This window comes from Janthinobacterium darwini (assembly GCF_051380905.1).
Lineage (GTDB): Bacteria > Pseudomonadota > Gammaproteobacteria > Burkholderiales > Burkholderiaceae_D > Janthinobacterium.
On record NZ_JBNYXX010000001.1, the window covers coordinates 11,318 to 27,396 of the forward strand.

At 52.9% G+C, this 16,079-nt stretch carries 13 protein-coding genes; 2 read left to right on the plus strand and 11 right to left on the minus strand.

All coding sequences use genetic code 11. The features are described 5' to 3' along the window. Positions 1 to 274 precede the first annotated feature (274 nt). A complete protein-coding gene (locus tag ACQ4WZ_RS00085; RefSeq protein WP_436572277.1) occupies positions 275 to 1,957 on the plus strand; it encodes a methyl-accepting chemotaxis protein in 1,683 nt (560 codons plus the stop codon). Between the two features lie 8 nt (positions 1,958 to 1,965). Here ACQ4WZ_RS00085 and ACQ4WZ_RS00090 read toward each other — a convergent pair whose 3' ends face one another. Then, positions 1,966 to 2,217, minus strand: coding sequence for an oxidoreductase-like domain-containing protein (locus ACQ4WZ_RS00090; RefSeq protein WP_257561097.1), 252 nt, complete (start codon positions 2,215 to 2,217; stop codon positions 1,966 to 1,968). Positions 2,218 to 2,535: 318 nt separating this feature from the next. Between ACQ4WZ_RS00090 and ACQ4WZ_RS00095 the strand changes: the two genes are divergently transcribed. Next, positions 2,536 to 4,086 (plus strand): DEAD/DEAH box helicase, encoded by a 1,551-nt coding sequence (locus ACQ4WZ_RS00095; protein ID WP_133989444.1) that lies wholly within the window; start codon positions 2,536 to 2,538, stop codon positions 4,084 to 4,086. A gap of 253 nt (positions 4,087 to 4,339) precedes the next feature. Here ACQ4WZ_RS00095 and ACQ4WZ_RS00100 read toward each other — a convergent pair whose 3' ends face one another. From ACQ4WZ_RS00100 to ACQ4WZ_RS00145, 10 genes are all read right to left on the minus strand, one after another. Next, a complete protein-coding gene (locus tag ACQ4WZ_RS00100) occupies positions 4,340 to 5,581 on the minus strand; it encodes a GumC domain-containing protein (RefSeq protein ID WP_243857945.1) in 1,242 nt (413 codons plus the stop codon). Positions 5,582 to 5,984: 403 nt separating this feature from the next. Continuing rightward, positions 5,985 to 7,931 carry a polysaccharide biosynthesis protein gene (locus ACQ4WZ_RS00105; protein WP_436572278.1) on the minus strand — a complete coding sequence of 649 codons (1,947 nt, stop codon included), beginning with the start codon at positions 7,929 to 7,931 and terminating at the stop codon, positions 5,985 to 5,987. A 100-nt stretch (positions 7,932 to 8,031) separates the two neighbouring features. Next, a complete protein-coding gene (locus tag ACQ4WZ_RS00110) occupies positions 8,032 to 8,592 on the minus strand; it encodes a sugar transferase (RefSeq protein WP_101482642.1) in 561 nt (186 codons plus the stop codon). A gap of 10 nt (positions 8,593 to 8,602) precedes the next feature. Beyond that, on the minus strand, positions 8,603 to 9,580 hold the full coding sequence (locus ACQ4WZ_RS00115) for a UDP-glucose 4-epimerase family protein (protein WP_436572279.1): 978 nt from the start codon (positions 9,578 to 9,580) through the stop codon (positions 8,603 to 8,605). Further along, complete coding sequence (locus tag ACQ4WZ_RS00120; RefSeq protein WP_101482640.1) at positions 9,564 to 10,637, minus strand: DUF1972 domain-containing protein; 1,074 nt, start codon at positions 10,635 to 10,637, stop codon at positions 9,564 to 9,566. The genes ACQ4WZ_RS00115 and ACQ4WZ_RS00120 overlap by 17 nt, the downstream gene beginning before the upstream one ends. A gap of 1 nt (position 10,638) precedes the next feature. Next, positions 10,639 to 11,850 carry an O-antigen ligase family protein gene (locus ACQ4WZ_RS00125; protein ID WP_436572280.1) on the minus strand — a complete coding sequence of 404 codons (1,212 nt, stop codon included), beginning with the start codon at positions 11,848 to 11,850 and terminating at the stop codon, positions 10,639 to 10,641. Positions 11,851 to 11,910: 60 nt separating this feature from the next. After that, positions 11,911 to 13,047 (minus strand): glycosyltransferase family 4 protein, encoded by a 1,137-nt coding sequence (locus ACQ4WZ_RS00130; protein ID WP_436572281.1) that lies wholly within the window; start codon positions 13,045 to 13,047, stop codon positions 11,911 to 11,913. Continuing rightward, positions 13,044 to 13,736 (minus strand): acyltransferase, encoded by a 693-nt coding sequence (locus tag ACQ4WZ_RS00135; RefSeq protein WP_436572282.1) that lies wholly within the window; start codon positions 13,734 to 13,736, stop codon positions 13,044 to 13,046. The genes ACQ4WZ_RS00130 and ACQ4WZ_RS00135 overlap by 4 nt, the downstream gene beginning before the upstream one ends. Next, on the minus strand, positions 13,729 to 14,991 hold the full coding sequence (locus ACQ4WZ_RS00140) for a glycosyltransferase family 4 protein (protein ID WP_436572283.1): 1,263 nt from the start codon (positions 14,989 to 14,991) through the stop codon (positions 13,729 to 13,731). The genes ACQ4WZ_RS00135 and ACQ4WZ_RS00140 overlap by 8 nt, the downstream gene beginning before the upstream one ends. 57 nt (positions 14,992 to 15,048) lie before the next feature. Then, on the minus strand, positions 15,049 to 16,077 hold the full coding sequence (locus ACQ4WZ_RS00145; RefSeq protein ID WP_436572284.1) for a glycosyltransferase family 2 protein: 1,029 nt from the start codon (positions 16,075 to 16,077) through the stop codon (positions 15,049 to 15,051). Positions 16,078 to 16,079 lie beyond the last annotated feature (2 nt).

A 16,079-nucleotide genomic window follows, 5' to 3' on the forward strand; every position in this document is an offset into this window, starting at 1 on the left:
CTGGGCAAAAATGCGACACGCAGACCGCTACATGCGAATTTTGGCCACAGGCCGCAGTCAAATCACTCTGCGTGCTAGTACGGCGGTGATAAGATGTTGCCTTGTGGAAATTTGACGCGCGTTCGATAGGAGTTGCGGCACCTGCCGTTCGACCCTGCTCACTTCCGCTTCATCCTGCGACGCCTGCGATGGTCGCTTCACTGCCCGCGCCGTGCATGTGCCGGTTCGCGCGCCTGCCTTGTCCCGTATTTCCGTTTAATGAAGGAAGCAACGCATGAAATGGTTTTTTGATTTGAAAATTGCCACCAAGCTGATCTTGACGTTTGGTGCCGTGCTGTTGTTGACGGCGGCTTTGGGTGTGTCGGCGATCTTTTCCATGGCGCGCATCAATACCGCGTCGACGGACCTGTCCGCCAACTGGATGCCCAGCGTGCTGGCCGCCATGTCCATGCGCAGCGATGTCAGCGATTTCCGCCGCTGGGAACTGGCGCACATGCTGGCCGCGCAGGATGCCGACATGACGCAGAATGAAGCACGCATGACGGAAACGCAGACCAAGCTGAAGGCGGACGGTGACAACTACCGCCGCCTGATTTCGGAGCCGGGCGAGAACGAAGTCTTCGAACGCTTCCTGGCGCTCAACGATGAATTCATGCGCTTGCACGCAACCATGATGAGCCTGTCGCGTGAAATGAAAAAGGAAGAGGCGCGCGCGCTGGCCGTTGGACCGTCGGCCAAGGTCATGGCGGACATGATGGTGGCCCTCGATAAGCTGGTGTCCATTAACACGGACGGCGGCCTGCGCTCGAGCGCCAGCGCCGATGCAACGTATGCGGCCTCGCGCGCCAGCCTGATCGGCTTGCTGGTGGGCATCGTCGTCATCGGCATGCTGCTGGCGCTGTGGGTGGCGCGCAGCGTGGCGCGTCCGCTGATCGCGGCCGTCGGCGTGGCGCGCCAGGTGGCTGCCGGCGACTTGACGGCGCATATTGTTGTGCAATCGCAAGACGAAACGGGGCAATTGATGCAGGCGCTGAAAGACATGAATGCCAGCCTGCAGAACCTGGTGGGCCAGGTACGCAGCGGCACCGATACCATTGCTACGGCGTCGAGTCAGATCGCCGCCGGCAACCAGGATCTGTCGTCGCGAACGGAAGAGCAGGCCAGTTCGCTGGAAGAAACGGCGTCGTCGATGGAAGAACTGACCTCGACCGTGAAGCAGAATGCGGACAACGCGCGCCAAGCCAACACCATGGCGCTGACCTCGTCGAGCATCGCCATCGAGGGCGGCAAGGTCGTCAGCGAAGTGGTGGGCACAATGGCGTCGATCAATGCGTCGTCGCGCAAGATCGTCGACATCATCGCCGTCATCGACGGCATTGCTTTCCAGACCAATATCCTGGCCTTGAATGCTGCCGTCGAGGCGGCGCGGGCAGGCGAGCAGGGGCGCGGCTTTGCCGTCGTGGCCACGGAAGTGCGCAACCTGGCGCAACGCTCGGCCGCGGCGGCCAAGGATATCAAGGTTTTGATCGGCGATTCCGTCGAGAAAGTCGAAGCGGGATCAGCACTGGTGGACCAGGCGGGCCGCACGATGGACGACATCGTTGCCAGCATTACTCGCGTGACGGACATTATGAGTGAGATTACGGCCGCCAGCAGCGAGCAGAGCGCCGGTATCGAGCAGGTCAACCAGGCCATCGCCCAGATGGACCAGGTGACGCAGCAAAATGCGGCCCTGGTGGAAGAGGCGGCCGCGGCGGCCGAATCGATGCAGGAGCAGGCGGCCAGCCTGAGCGCCGTGGTCAGCATCTTCAAGCTTGACGTTGCCAATGCCACTGGAAACCGGCAGCGTGCGCCCGTCAAGGCGCCAGCAGCCGTAGCGCCCGCACCGGCACCGCGTCAATTGGCCAGCAGCACTGCACGTCGCACGGCTTCAGCGGAGGAGTGGGAAAGCTTTTAATGAATACATTAAGCGCGCTTGCGCGCTTTTTTGATGCCTTGGCTGGCAGGCGCTGCAGCGGCTTGCTGGCGCTGCTGCCACGCCCTCAGGGCAGCTTCGTAGGCGGCCAGCTCTTCCTGGTACATTTCCAGCACGCAAAAGGTGCAACCGCTGTGGCAACACTCGTCGTTGCCGGGTTTGCTGGGCGCTTGCGGTTGCGGATCATGGGGGAGAGGCGGGGTGGGCATGGTGAGGGAAGGCGACGGCGGAGCTGGCATCATACGGCATTCCGGCGTGCCATCGCTGGAACGCTTTTTGCTCAAAAATGACGGTTTCCGTGTACAGTTGCGGTGAATTAGGGTATCGTTTACAGCACTGATATTGTATCTTCTGCGCGCGATGTTCCGCCGGCGCGATCTCCGCCGCCATCGCAGCACATCTCTTCGACGCTTCCGCATACGCCATACAGCATGTCCCGGAGCACGGAGGTGCCGCAAGAACGATGATCCATGGCTTGCAAGACGGAGCTGCCTGTGCCCCGAAATGTTGTTTATTGAGAAAGCATGGCTTCCGCAGTGCGGAGGCACACCAGAAAATTTATGTCTGAAACCGAATCGACTCCTACGCCCAGCCCGGCGAATGCCCCTGAAGCGGCGCCCGCTGCCGTTACCGCTGCACCTGCACCTGCCGCATCCGTTGCCCCCACCCTGACTTTTGCCGACTTTGGCCTCGCGCCTGAAATCCAGCGCGCACTGACCGATCAAGGCTACACCCATCCGACACCGATCCAGGAACAAGCGATCCCCGTGGTGCTGCAAGGCCGCGATGTGATGGGTGCCGCGCAAACGGGCACAGGCAAGACGGCAGGTTTTTCCTTGCCGATCATCCAGTTGCTGCTGGCGCATGCCAGTAGCAGCATGTCGCCGGCACGCCATCCGGTGCGCGCGCTGATCCTGACACCGACCCGTGAACTGGCGGTGCAGGTGGCGGAAAACGTCAAGGCCTACGCCAAGCATACGCCACTGCGTTCGACCGTCGTTTTCGGCGGCATGGACATGAAGCCACAAACCGTTCTCCTGCGCGGGGGCGTGGAAATCGTCATCGCCACGCCGGGCCGCTTGCTCGATCATATCGAGCAAAAGAACATCAGCCTGAGCCAGGTGCAGATGCTGGTCATGGATGAGGCCGACCGCATGCTGGACATGGGTTTCTTGCCGGACTTGCAGCGCATTATCAACTTGCTGCCGAAACAGCGCCAGAACCTGATGTTCTCGGCTACGTTCTCGCCAGAAATCAAGAAGCTGGCCGCAACCTTCCTCAACGATCCGCTGACGATCGAAGTGGCGCGCAGCAACCAGACGGCCGACAAGGTCACGCAAGTGGTCTACAAGGTGACGGAAGATCAGAAGCATGCCCTGGTCGCCCATCTGCTGCGCCAGCGCGACCTGAAGCAGGTCATTGTATTCTCGAACACCAAGATCGGCGCCTCGCGCCTGGCCCGCGTGCTGGAACAGGAAGGCATGAGCGCCACGGCAATTCACGGCGACAAGAGCCAGCAGGAGCGCATGGCGGCGCTGGAAGCGTTCAAGAAGGGCGAAATCGACGTGCTGGTCGCCACCGACGTGGCAGCGCGCGGCCTGGATATTTCTGACTTGCCTTGCGTCATCAACTTCGACTTGCCGTACAACGCGGAAGACTATGTGCACCGCATCGGTCGTACGGGCCGTGCAGGCGCCTCGGGCGACGCCATTTCGATCTATTCGGATAAAGACGAGCGCTTGCTGGCCGACATTGAAAAACTCATCAAGCAAAGCATCAAGCGTGGTGAATTGACGGGCTTCAATCCGGCTCCCGCCCGCAGCAGCGACAGCGAGCGCCGCCCTCCGCGCCGGACCGAAGGTAGCGAGGCGCGTCCTGCGCGCGCGCCCGAGAGCCGCCATGTTGGCGAGAGCCGCGACAGCCGCTCCGCCGAGCGCGGTACGCGTCCCGCCTTTGGCCCTGGCGCCCGTCGCGAAAAGGCCGATCCCTGGTTCCTGAAGCCGTATGAGCCCGCCAAGGCAGCCGCTCCCGCTGCCGCCAGCATGGCGCCTGTGGCCGCCAAGCCGAAGCAAAAGGTGGCGGCGTTGCTGGGTGGATTGCTGAAGAGTTGACGCTTTTTGCCGCGGCTGAGTGTTGCCCGTTATTGTACGGAAAGCAAAGGCCCATGCATTTATGAATAAAACCCAAAAAGTTCCATGCGAACTTTTTGGGTTTTTTTATGCTGCTGCTGATGGGGGGCGACCGTGCACCATGTTTTGGCTGTGGCCGCCGCGCGGCAGGAAATCCAGGCGCTGTGCCGGCGACAGCCCAAAGCGAAGGCTGGCAAACCAGTTAGCGGAGCCGGCGCCGCGTGTGCTATCGCAATCAGCCTTGCAGTTGTTGACGGTTATTCTGCCACCAACGACGTCCAAGCACGAAAAAGATAGAGATCCCCAAGCCTGCCAGCAGGCTGCCTAGCAGGGCAATTGACGTACGGGTTGTCCGATTCTTGGGCAGGCTGGGACCGGCAATAAATCGTGTTTTTTCCAGATAGAGACTAATGGCGGAACTATTATCGACACTGATCTTGTTATAGACTTCCTTGATCGTTTCGTCTTCCATATCCTTGTTGCTAAAAACCGTTTTCTTGATTGGCTCCAGTCCTCGCAGAATGGCCTCGCCAGATTTTGTGCTCTCAGCCAATGCTTTTGCGCGGCCATAGTACTCTTCGAGTATCTTGTACTGCTTTTGTTCCCGCTTTGCCTTGTAAATGGCTTCATTCGCTTCAGTAATCTCGACTTCGCTAGTCATCAGCTGGCTTAGCGGAGAGAGGTAGCGCGCTGTATCTTCGGTGATTGAAACCAACTGGCGGGAAGCCTGGCTGGCAGCGTCCGGGTAGCGTGTAACGATTTGCTTCAGCTTGTTGCCCTTGCGTTCATACGAATCGATTTTTTCCTTGTTTTCAATGATTTTATTATCCAACTTGGTAATGGCAACGGAAATTTCGGAATTCTTGAAGCGTAAAATATCCGTATAAATCATGTAGACAATAGTGTCGACTGTATATCGCCCAAGCAAACTCACCCCTTGTTGTGCGCTTTCCGGCGTATTGGCCGCGTAGTTGATGGACACCGCGATGACATTGTTTTCGGCATCCTTGGTGCTGGCCATCAATTCTTTCGCATCAAGCTTGGTGAATGGAAATATTGGTTCGATGACTTTGGTAATTCCGCCGCGCGAGCTAAATGTCTGGGTCAAAGCGATTACGGCAGGGTCGTTTTCTATATTATTTTGCCTGACAAATTCGTAAAAACGTTCGCTGGTGTTTAATGCCGAGGAATAACGCTTGTAGTCAGCCAAGGCAATGCCAGGCGGCGGTTCTTTTACTTCCTTCGCGTCCTTATCTATTTTTTTTTCAGGAATGGCGCCGCCGAATTGTAAAAAACCCTCGCTTTGGTATTTCCCGAGAAACAAAGCGCTGGAAGTGCCGAGCAGCGTCACCAATGCAGTTCCCGCGATGATCACGCCACGCGATTGCCATAAGACTGCAAGGAAATTTGTCAAATTGAAGTCATCATCTTCAACGTAAAATTCCGCGTTATTCAATTCGTCATATTTTTCCATCATTTCGCTTTCTAATTTCAGCTTGCAATTTTTTTAAGGCAGGTAAGGATGTTTCAAAGGACCAGGCCGTTATATTGTTCAGTTCCGCCGGAAGATGCAGGGTGGATATGACCTTTCGCAATATGCCTTGCCTGAATAATATGTGTTCTGTAATGCTATTCTTGCTGAATGGATTGATTTCTATTGAGTGCAAACACTGAGGCAACGATTTTTTCGGAGCAATCTGGATGAAAAACGATATTGTTTTTTTTGAGGCATGGAGAGCAGATTGTTTCACAAAAATATCATAGGGAATAATGCGGGAATGTAATAGGCATTTTCTATAATTTCTTGGCTTTCCTGTCTCATTGCCTATACATTCCCCGCTCCACTGCTAGTCAAAGCAGTCTTCAGTGAGTTGCTCGTTTCATGTCAAAAAATTGGACTCCTTGAGTGATGGCAGCTTATCTAGCGGTTCGGACTGCTGACGCTGCTGTTCCGTCCAGATCAGGTCTTCGATACCACATTGCGGTACATATTCGTGCACAGCCTGCAGCAGCAGATTGCGTAGCATCTCGAAATTGAAGTTATTGCACGCCAGATCCATTTCCTCCAAGATTTTTTTCAAATCTTGCCAAGGTATTTCCGACTCTTCTGCACGCATGATGAGAGGATGCTCAGTCCCTTCTACATTGCCCCCAATCAATAGCTCTTCATAGAGCTTCTCTCCGGGGCGCAGACCTACATGTTGTATTTCAATACCGTCGGGGGCAGCCTTGCTCTTCACTTCCAGGCCACTCAAATGGATCATGCGTTCAGCCAGATCCATGATCTTCACGGGCTCGCCCATGTCAAGAACGAACACATCGCCGCCGGTGCCCATGGCGCCGGCCTGCAAGACAAGCTGGGCGGCCTCTGGAATGGTCATGAAATAGCGTGTGATTTCCGGATGCGTCAGGGTGATCGGACCACCGGCCTCGATCTGCCGGCGGAACAGGGGAACGACGGAACCGGACGAGCCCAGGACATTGCCAAAACGTACCATGCAAAAGCGCGTGTGGCTCTGCTCGCGTGTAAATGCCTGCAAAATGAGTTCCGCAAGGCGCTTGGTAGTGCCCATTACATTGGTTGGGCGTACCGCTTTGTCCGTGGAAATCAAGACAAAAGATTTGACATGGGCCGCCATCGCCGCCTTGGCAATGCTGAGTGTGCCAAAGACATTGTTACGTACTCCCTCAATGGGATTATGCTCGACCAATGGCACGTGTTTGTAGGCCGCCGCATGATACAGCGTCTCCACCGAGAAGGACTGCAAGATGCGCTGAGCTTTTTCCGTATCGAGCACGCTGCCGAGGAAGGGGAGTATGTCCACACCCAACTCATATCCCTCATTGATGCTTTTTAACTCCTGCTTGATGGAATAAAGAGCAAATTCGGACATATCCAGCAAGACGAGGCGTGCAGGTTTCAATCGGATGATCTGTCGACACAGTTCGGAACCGATTGAACCACCTGCGCCCGTGACCATGACGGATTTGCCGACAATGCAACTGGATATCAGCGACAGATCGGGCGATACCTGGTCACGGCCCAGCAAATCTTCAATTTCGATGTCGCGGACATCTTGCACGCGTAACTCGCCACTGACCAGGCTTTCAACGGGCGGGGTAACCTTGATCTTCACTTTCAGGTGTTCAAGGCTATTGAGGATTTTTTTCTGTTCGCCTTTGTTCAATGCAGGCATGGCCAGCAGTATCTCGTTCACACCATATTTTTCGATCACGTCGGCAAGGGCATTGGACGGATGTACTTTGATGCCAGAAATAGTTGCATCGCGCAATTCTTTCATATCATCGATGAACGCCACTGGCAGATACTCGCGGCCTGCACGCAAGGCACTGGCCAGTTGCACGCCCGCTTTGCCTGCACCATAGATGGCGACGCGAGTACAGCGACGTCCCATCTGGTGTAATAGCACACCTCGCGCGAGAAAGCGGCTGGCCACTACGTAGGTCAAGGCACTCACCCAATAAATGCCAAATACGCCGCGTGAGACTCCTGCCATATGCGTCAATAGCCCCGCCAATGCCAGTAAAAAAGCGACCGACAGCGTGACACCGAAGACGACCACATACACGATTTTCTGATCGATGAAGCGGATGACGGCGCGGTACAGGCCAATTTTGATAAAGATGGGGATGGCAACGATGGGGGCCGCAACAATGATCCAAAAATAGCCGAGGAACAGGTTCAGGTTGACGACATCGTAGCGCAAAATAATCGCCAGACAAAAGGTCAATGGCAAGAATATCAAATCAGCTGTAACAGCAATCAGCTGTTTTTTAAAGCGTGACAAATCAATAATTAATTTCATTTTGACGAATAATTACTTTAGAAAGGATAAGGGCAGCATTGGCTTTGCTGCATGTCGTTGAAACATTGCAATAACTGTACTGTTTCCAATGTAAAACTCATCAATGCGTGACGCCATCACGGCGTACAACTTTGAGTGCCGTCAGGACGATAATTTTCAAGTCAAATAAGAACGACTGCTGCTGCATATAGGCCAGATCGAGTTTGACCTTCTCCGGAATCGGCAATTCATCGCGGCCATTGATCTGCGCCCAGCCGGTCAGGCCGGGCAGTATGCGGTCGACGCCGTATTCTGTCCGTAGCGCGATCAAATCCTGTTGGTTGAACAAGGCGGGGCGGGGGCCGACAAAGCTCATGTCGCCGCGCAGAATGCTCCACAATTGCGGTAACTCATCAAGGCTGGACTTGCGCAGGAAGGAGCCTATCGGTGTGAGGAACTGCCCAGGGTTATTGAGCAGGTGCGTTGCCACGGCCGGTGTATCTGTACGCATCGTACGGAACTTTGGCATGCGGAAGATCTTGTTACGCACCCCGATCCGGTCTGACCAGTAAATGGCAGGCCCTGGTGAGGTCAGCTTGACAAGGATGGTAACGATGAGAATAGGGATGGCAAAGGCCAGCAGCAGTACCACCGAAAGGGCGAAATCAAATAGTCTTTTCATTGGAGTATTTTTATTGTTTTGAAGTAAAAGAAGTCACCGTCTTATTGATGGCGTCCTGCATTGCATGGGGGGGCTGCCAGTTCAGTGTGCGTTTGGTTTCGCTAATATCAACCTGCAAGGAGTCAAGCAAGCGGCTCGCATCCATCGATCTTCCTGCCAGGCGCGCCAACGCCACAATCAGGCTGGGAGGAATGGGTATCAGCCAAATATGTTTTTTCATGCCGCTTGCCAACATGCGCAGCAACTGTGCAATGCTGACATCGTGGTCATCTGACACAAGGAATATTTTTCCCGGTGCCTGTGCATGCCATGTACTGAGAGCAATCAAATCTACAAAATTTTCTAGTGCAACCATGCTGCGGGCATTGTGTACAGCGCCGAATGGCAATGGTACACCGCGCTGTACCAAACGCATCAAACGTTCAAAATTAGCGCGTACGCCAGGCCCATAGATTAGCGGGGGGCGCAGAATAACGATTTCCATGCCCGTTTCGCGTCCCATGGCCAGCAGGGCCTGTTCGGCTTCGTGTTTGGAGATGCCGTAAGGATCTTGTGGATTCGCGGCATCAGTGGCCTGGAAAGGGTGTCCAGGAAGTGTCTGTTCGCCATTCACCTTTAAGGAACTGATGAAGATGAATCTGCGGACGCCTGCATCCGCTGCTTGGCGGGCCACATTGATGCTGCCTTGTACGTTAACACGACGAAATTCATCCGCGGGAGACGCCGCCGTATCTCGCATGACGTGGACTCTTGCTGCAAGATGAATGACCACCTCCACACCGTTGAGCGCCGGGCGCCAGTCCTGTGTTTCAAGCTCGTCGCCGCACTGGAAGTACACCATGTTTGGCGCCGGGCATGGGATGTGGCTACGTGCAGCGCACACCACACGCGTTCCGGCCTGTACGCCAAGGTGTTGTGTCAGTGCCCTGCCGACAAAGCCCGAGGCACCCGTTACGAGAAAACTGCGGGGATTAAAAGATGTTTGCATAGCCGCTCGAAATTCTGTCCCATGTATACAATTGATCCGCCAACTGTTTCATCTGCTGTCCCAGGAGCGTCAGTTTTGCTTCATCCAGATTGTTCAGCAGTTCAGTTAATTCTACTGACGTATTGAAAAAGCAAGCCTGCTGCTTGGTAGTTTCGCGGTTGAAGATGCAGCCATACGCGAGCACTGCCAAGCCAAGGCTCATCGCCTCGACCAGCGATGGATTGGTGCCGCCGGCGCTGTGGCCGTGGACATACACCTGGCAGGCAGCGCGTAGCTGATTCAGGATAGTGTGATCGTAGATTGGGTCGAGTAAATGTAAATGGGCAATGCCGGAATATTTTTGCCTTAATTGCTTGCCATATTCGCTATTGTCCCAGTTTCCTACAATGACAAGATCCATCGTGGGCGCGCTGGCGAATGCCTCGATAATCATGTCGATATTGTTTTCAGGTTCGATGCGGCATACTTTAAATGCGTATTTCACGCGATCAAGCTTGTATGCTGCCAAAATGGCATCATCCCGTTGTGGACGTACGGCATGGTCCCCACCGTAGGCGATCAATGCACTATCGCGTCCATATTGCGTTTTGACATAATCTTGAATCGCTTTGTTGTCGGTCACTACCTGGTCGGCAAAGCGTACGGCGGCCGATTCCGATAGTTTCAAAAACCATTTGGCAAAGCCACTCCATTTGGCCCTGCGCCACTCCAGGCCATCAATATTGATGACAAATTTTTTGCGCGATATGAGTTTCAGCACAGGCATGAAGACGCAGCCGGACACCCCCAAGACCACGATCGTATCGGCATAACGGATAGCTTTCAGCATCGACCACAGGTCATAGATAATGCTTTGCATGCCGTTGGCATCCAGGTTGATATAAACCAGCTTGGCGCCATTATAGGTTGCCAGTTTCTCCGGGTATTTTTCAGCGCAGCAATACACGGTGAAATCGAAGGAGGTGGACAAGCGCGCCGTCAGGTGGTCGACAAGTGTTTCCCATCCTCCATATTTTGCTGGCAATCCGACGGAACCTACGATAGCGATTTTTTTCATATTAATGTAAACCTGTTTTTTTTGTTGCAAGAAAACTTGAGAAATAGCCTAACACGATGTAACAGAATACGGATTCATTGCTGAAGATACCGCAGATCACCATATTGGACAGTAACAGTCCTGCGATGCTGCCAAGTATCATGACTCTGCCACGGGGATCGACACAGTGTTTGGCACGCTTGAATATTTTTACCAGGAAAGTTAGATAACACAGCATGCCGATCAATCCACTCTTGATCAGAATGTAAAGATAACCATTGTGCATCCAGGGAATTTCGGAATACTCGCCACCACCCAGCACGACTGAAAAATCCAAATGCACCAAGGCGCCAAACCCACCGCCAAAGATTTTACTGATAAAAGGATAGTTTTTAAATTCATTAAACGCGGCAAAAATCTCGTAGGCACGATAACTGGTACCCATGTCTTCCTGAGTCCAATCGTCATTGAAATGCAGTTCAGACATGGCTTTATGCAGAGTCTCGCCGATTAAATCATACAAGCCAAAAGCTCCCGCTATGAGCGTGGCGATGACAAAAAAGGCGATGGCGCGCCATATTATTTTGGCGTCCACGATTTTTTTTCCGGATAGAAAGAAAAATGCCGCCAGAATAATTACATAAGTGCGTGAAAATTGTGCGAGGAAAACGGCGTGCACGGCAATAAACCAGGGGTTATGCAAGAGATTTTGCCATGATTTTCGTTTTTCATACAGCAGTACGATACAGTAAACCAGCAAGAAGCTGCCAGGGCTGACAAAATCACGTATCTCCAGTACGCCTATGAATCCCATTTCATACCATAAGCAACATAGAAGCAACAGGAAAATAACGCAGTATATTTTTGAGTAGCCAAAAATCAATGCCCGAATATTTCCGCCTTGCTTGAAGAACCTTTTACCCGCCAAAAAATAAATGTATGGAATGAGAAAGAATAAAATATCCCGGACCGCATCGGCGAGATGGTTTTTCCAGGCAAAAACAATACCAATGACGCATGGTAAAAGCAAATAAAATTCGAGCTTTTCCCCATGGTAGAGCCGGACCTTTTTTACGGGCAGAAAAATATAGATTCCCATCAGGAACAGGCTGCCCAGCTTGAGATAGTTGGAACTGAAAAAGAGGCCAAGCACAGACAGCAGGAGTCCCCAGAATAGGAATTGCGACGGCGCACCGATCTGACGTGGGGTATGGATTATTTTACTGATTAACAAACTATTTCCCGTTATATTGGAAGGGCACGTCTTATTATTGGGCCGGTGTGTTGCGCTTTATTACAGTTTTTGCATGACGCTTCTGAGCGCCTGAGAAAATTTTTCTTTTGAAAAATTGTCCGCTCTGCGACGTGCGGCTTCCGACATGGATTTGCACAGGGCCGTATCGTCTGCCAGGGTGAGCGTTCTTTGCTTTAACTTGGCGAAGTCACGTGAATCGACTAGAAAACCTTCTTGCATATCGTTAACCAGTTCGGCGGGTCCGCCCACTGGCGGTACCAGCACCGGTATTCCAAATGCCATTCCTTCCAGCACCGTGAGGCCGAATGTTTCAATCCAGCTGTCGATGCGCGAGAGATTGAACAGGAGGCCGGCGCGTTGGTAAAACATGGCCGGATTGTCGGTGCGAGGATAAATTCGCAGGTTAGCCGTGACCGGTCTATTGGCGAAATATTGATCGATGGCAGCCTGATCATCATTGACAACCAGTTCAAATTGCACGTCCGTGCGGTCAGCAAGCGCCACTGCAAGCGCCACCATTTCTGGTACGCCTTTATAGTCGCGCAGCGAAGCCAGCATCAGCACCGTAAATATGCCGTCGTGGCGCGCCTGATAGACGGCTTGGGCAGCGATTGCCGTGAAATCATCATCAAGCGCATTGTAGATTTGCACGGACGGCACGCCAGCGATGGGCAAGGCATCCGCATGCGACTTTGACACATAAATGTTATAGGCAGAGCAAAGGCGCGCGATAGTGCATAAGAATACGCGCAACGGCTTCGGTTCTATCGAAATTTCATGCACATGATAGATGACCTTGCGTCCGGTGAGCTTGCCATACAGTGCACCGCCGAATGGTAGCAGGGTATTCACATAGATAACGGCATCCTTGGCAATCTGTCGCTCGCACAGCAACGAAAACAGCAGAAATAGCTGGCTGAGTATCAAATTGCACAGGGTAATGATACGAAACTGTGAGCGGTGGTACCAATAGCGGCGGATGGGAATACCGCAGTTTTCCAGCACGCCGCGGCCCTGGGAGCCGACAAACAGCATGGCGCGCGCAGGATCGTCCACCAATGCCTTGATCGTTCCACGCAGAACGCGTGGACTGCCCGACGCATCATTTAACAAATGACAAAAAACCAGGCCGATTTTTGCGTGGTCCGCGCGAGGGATGGGAGTAGCTTGTGTCATGCGATGAGTGATCTCAATTTGCGCGCAGGAATACCGCCATATACGGCATTACCTTCATATTCTCCCGCCGTGACGACCGCACCGGCGGCGATCACGGCGTGGTCGCCGATACTTGCGCCGTCAAGTATAGTGGCCTTGGCGCCGATCCAGCAGTTTTTCCCGATGCGTATGCCTTGCTGGGTAACGCCTTGCAGGCGGATAGGGATATCAAGGCGTTCGAAATTATGGTTTTCGGAATGTATGCTGACAAAATTTCCCAGTATCGTGTCATCGCCTATGCTGACGCCACCTGCACAACCCAGGAAACTGAAGGAACCAATGCCGACGTTATTGCCCGCGGAAAAACCTACGCCTAAGGTGGCCAGGGAACCCGTACATTCAATGGACGCACCCCGCCCCAGGGAGAAATTGTTACCCAGCCTGATGCCATCGCGCGACAGGGCATCGACATAGCATCCGGGAGCGAATTTAATGAAGCGACCCGTACTGATTTTCGACGCGCACAAAATCTCGGCTTTCTTGCCGATAAAAATACGTGCATTCAGTCGCCGGAAGACGAGCACGCCCCGCAGGAGGTCAATGACCTTAGCCGAGAAAAAACGCAGCAGGTAGGAGCGAGGCACGTCAGGATCAATGGCAAATTTCTCCTTTCTCGCCCGTGAGGCCAGTGCCGAGAAAAAATCACTCATGTGATACCTTTTCGTAGAGGTCGCGCACCTGGCGAAGGCTGATATCCCAATGTAATTCCTTTTGGCGGAGCAGGACATTGGTCTTCATCAAGTCGACGGTGGCGTGGTTATCGAGACAGAACGTTATATGCTGTGCCAATTGCTCGATGATTTCTTCCAGTGAATTAACGCTCACTTTGAAGCCAGTTTCTGCCGTTATCAGGTCATGCGCGCCAAATTGGTCCAGAGCAATACTTGGCAAGCCCATTTCAAACGCTTCCAGTAAGACAGTCGGATTGCTGTCCATGATCGAGGGCATGATGTGCACATCTGCTTCGCGCATGATACGCAGCACTTCCTCGCGCTGGACCTGGCCATGCCAGACTATCTGCTTGTCCAGCCCGGATGCCACGGCCCTGGCCTGCAGCATGGATTTGCTCGGTCCGTCGCCGATCACGTGCAAGCACCAGTCTGAACGGGACGGCAATTGCTCGAGGGCACTGAGCAGCAGATTTAATGCCTTGCGTTCGTCGACGCTGCCGGCCCAGACGAACTGCACCTTGGCACCTGTAGGCTTGATCGCTTCCTTCATGTTCAGCACTGAATTTTCACGGATAACCTGGCAATCCACATTGAGAAACCGTCTGAAATTGTCGCTGTCCGCCGAGGTGGCGCAAAAAACCGCCTTGGCAGCTGTTGCGGCATTCCTGACGCGTGCGGAATGCCGCAGAAAATACCAGTTTGTCCAGTTACGCAGCTTATTTCGCAGGTAATTTCCTCTGCTGAGGATGGGGAAGAAGATATCGTTCAAATCCGAACTTCCGCCTACCGGGCCCCAGACATAGGGCAGGTCGAGTTTCCACAAAAAACCAGGATGACGAAAACCGATGGTATTCAACTGATGCACCAGGCTGTAATCTTCATTTTTCTTTAACTTTTTTGCAGTTGCCAGTACTTGTCGTTGCCATAACATGTAAGAAAAGGAGAAAAACAGCGGCGTCACCGAACGGTTCATCCAGTCGAAGAGGCGCACCAGTGCATTTGGCTCAACGTAGACATACTTGACGCCGTCCGCAGGCTGGGATTGCAGATAGGCGAGCATGGCATCACGATTGCCCATGCAGACTCCCGAGGTGCCGTACATGACGGTAATGTCATAAAATTCGCTTAACTTGGAAACAAAATTCCACCCCACGCCGAATTCCGAACCGGAATACGGAGAAATAGCGTAGGCAGCAATCAGTATCTTTTTCTTCTGCGAAATTTTGGAAGTCATGAATTTATTTTTTTATAAAAGTATTGCTGAACGTATTTCAATATAGCTGCGATCTGGTTACCGGGAAACGAGCAGCCACAGACGCAATGCCAGCCGGCTAAAATGGTAAAACGGAAAGACTGGCAAATCCGTCAAGCCGTGTTCACGGCGCAGGCGATCCAGGTCAAGCTCGACATTCCAGAAGCTTTTATATTGTTTTATCGTGGTCAACGCATAGAGTTGTGCATAAATGCGCAACAGCGAAGGCGGCGCCTTGACATGCTGTTCAAGGCTGCTGCGTAATTGCAGATTTTTTGCGATAAAACCTTCACCGGTACTCGGGTTGGCGGTCTCATTTTCATGTATGCGGTAATAAGCCAGGGTCTTGTTCAGCCTGCTGGCACCAAAGCGCAGGAAATACATCGTGAAAAATACGTAGTCCGAACTCGGAAAGGCCGACGCTTTATAGCCACCTATCTCCATAGCATTGCTGCGCTTGAAAATGAGGCCGAGAGCGCTTGATGGCGCATCCATATACACATGCGAAATCGGGATCGTGCTCAGCTGCGGCATCAGCCAGGTATTCTTGATATTTTTCAGGCCCTGTTTTACCGTGCTTTTGAGCTTTCTGGCAAAATTACCGCGATCATCCATGAAAATGGAACGACAGTACAGCATGCTAATCGCTGGTTTTTTCTCCAGTACTGAAAACATTTCGTCGACAAAATTTGGATGCAATAAATCATCATCATTCAAAATGGAAATCCATTCGCTGCGCGCCAGTTCAATGCAGCGGTTCCAATTACCGAACATACCCAGGTTCTCACTGTTGCGGAACAGGCGTAGACGATCATCGCCAAATTGACGAACCAGCTCGTCGATTTGCTCGCTCATTGAGTGATCGTTGTCCACCACGACGATTTCGAAGTCGATATCGCTTGTTTGGGCCAGTACCGAACGAATCGCCTGCGCCAGCATGGCTGGGCGGCGATAGGTCGGGATCATGATGGACAGTGTTGGCAAGATGTGCTTGCCACCATCAATGATGAGTGACGAAGGGCGATCTGCACAAATGGCAAACTGGTCTTCAATATCAAGAATGTTCAAAC